At 70.6% G+C, this 1,810-nt stretch carries 3 protein-coding genes; 1 reads left to right on the forward strand and 2 read right to left on the reverse strand.

Annotation, left to right across the window (positions count from 1 at the left end; all coding sequences use genetic code 11):
• Both ACEN88_RS30745 and ACEN88_RS30750 read right to left on the reverse strand, forming a co-directional pair.
• Nucleotides 1–522, reverse strand: a 522-nt coding sequence (locus ACEN88_RS30745; RefSeq protein WP_413345828.1) for an AraC family transcriptional regulator ligand-binding domain-containing protein, incomplete at its 3' end; no start/stop codon positions are given.
• On the reverse strand, nt 519–1,358 hold the full coding sequence (locus tag ACEN88_RS30750) for a GGDEF domain-containing protein (protein ID WP_413345830.1): 840 nt from the start codon (nt 1,356–1,358) through the stop codon (nt 519–521). The genes ACEN88_RS30745 and ACEN88_RS30750, both read right to left, overlap by 4 nt.
• A 252-nt stretch (nt 1,359–1,610) precedes the next feature.
• Here ACEN88_RS30750 and ACEN88_RS30755 point away from each other — a divergent pair.
• The coding region (locus tag ACEN88_RS30755; protein ID WP_413345832.1) for a hypothetical protein at nt 1,611–1,810 on the forward strand (200 nt) is incomplete at its 3' end.

A 1,810-nucleotide genomic window follows, 5' to 3' on the forward strand; every position in this document is an offset into this window, starting at 1 on the left:
GGCCGCGCGGTTGAAGCAGAAGCGCCACGGCAGCCGCTCCCCACCGAGCCAGCGGCACAGCGCGACGACGGCCGTCATGTGCATCTCGACCAGCGCGGGACGCAGCCCCGGCGCGCCGTGGCTGTCCACCCAGTACAGCAGCGCGACGTCGCCCCACGTCTCCAGGCGCGGACGCAGCAGGGGCGTGAGGCGCGCATGCCAGCGGCACAGCGTCTCGAGGAGCGTGCGCAACGTGGGCGCCTGCACGAGCGCGTGGCTGGCCGCGCCGTCGTGGCCGGGCAGCAGTTGCTGGCCCAGCATGAACGATGTGTCAGGGCTCTCCAGCGCGCGCAATGTGTTCGCGAGCAGGCGCAGGAGCTGGCTCGCCGACACCAGCGCCGCCGGGTCGAGCGCATCGGCCAGGCCCGTGTCGCGCAGCAGGACAGCGTCGTCCGCGTCGGCCGCGCGGCCGTATTCGAGCACGAGCGCCGGCTGCAGATAGCCCGGGATAGCCGGGTCGGCCGCCGCGCACCAGGCGATCACGCCGCGTCCATCCGGCGGCACAGGTCCGCCAGCAGGATGTCGGGCGCGCCGTCCGCCGGCGCGCAGTCGTGGCGCAGGCTCAATGCGACGCGGCGCTCGCCCGCGTGGTGATGCATGGCGCCGACCATCGCGCACAGGTGACGCGCGGCGTCCGCAGCCGCGTCCACGGCGAGGCCCGGCATCAGCACGGCGAAGCGGTCGCCCGCGTAGCGGCACAGCAGGTCGTCGTTGCGCAGGTTCAGCAGCAGCATGTGCGCGACGGCCTGCAGCACGCGGTCGCCTTCCGCCCTGCCGTGCTCGCGGTTGATGCGGTGGAAGCCGTCGATGTCGAGCAGGACGACGGTCCCTGTCGTGCGGCGCAGCTGTTCGCGCAGGTAGTTGGCGTCGGCCAGTTGCGTGACGCGGTCGAACGGCCGGTGGCTGCGGAACAGGCGCTCGCGCTTGCGCAGGTGGTCCGTCAGCAGCGCCTGTTCGCGGCGCCAGTAGTACAGCCCCGCCGTCAGCACGAGCATCCCGAACGGCACGAGTCCTTCCAGTGCGTTGTCCCACAGCGCGTCCTTGTCGATGCGCCAGAACTCGTCCAGGCAATCGGCCCACGAACCGAGCGTGATGCACGCAAGGCCGCCGGCCAGCAGCCGCGTCACGCGCCCGGCCGGCCGGCTCGCCAGCACGATCAGGCACCACACGAGCGCCATCAGCGCGGTGCCGCCCTCGTCGACGATGTCCATCCAGTGCCAGCTCGCGAACGGTTTTGGAGTCCCGGCGGACGCATACAGCGCGGCGAATGCGGCCATTGCGCAGGCGAAGACGATGAGCGGACGGACGAAGGCGGGCATAGCGGCGCGGTAGCGAAAATGACGGCCGAAGGTAGCGCGGGCGCATGACAGGTTGATGACAGGTGCACGGGTCTGAACGGCTCATGATGCGCAGGTCTACAGCACGCCGGGGGATGTCTGCCCGCGGGCCTGCCGGGTCAATTCGGCTCATTGCCGTGTCGTACACGCCTTGCGTGGCGTTGGACGTCACCGACCCGTCATATTCGGTGCCGAGAATGCGCCGCATTCCAACCACGTCCTGACAGAACAACAATGCGACCTCTCGATCTTCCCAAGACCTTGACAGCGCTCGGCGCGGGCCTGCTGGCCGCCGGCGGCGTCCACGCGGCCGACACCGTCGTCGTCACCGGCCAGCGCGCCAGCCTCGCGCATGCCATCGCGGCGCAGGAAAAGGCCGACAACATCGTCTCCGTCGTCAGCAGCGACGACATCGGCGGCCTGCCGGACAAGAA

Source organism: Massilia sp. CT11-108, from assembly GCF_047302915.1.
Taxonomy (GTDB): Bacteria; Pseudomonadota; Gammaproteobacteria; order Burkholderiales; family Burkholderiaceae_D; genus Telluria; species Telluria orientalis.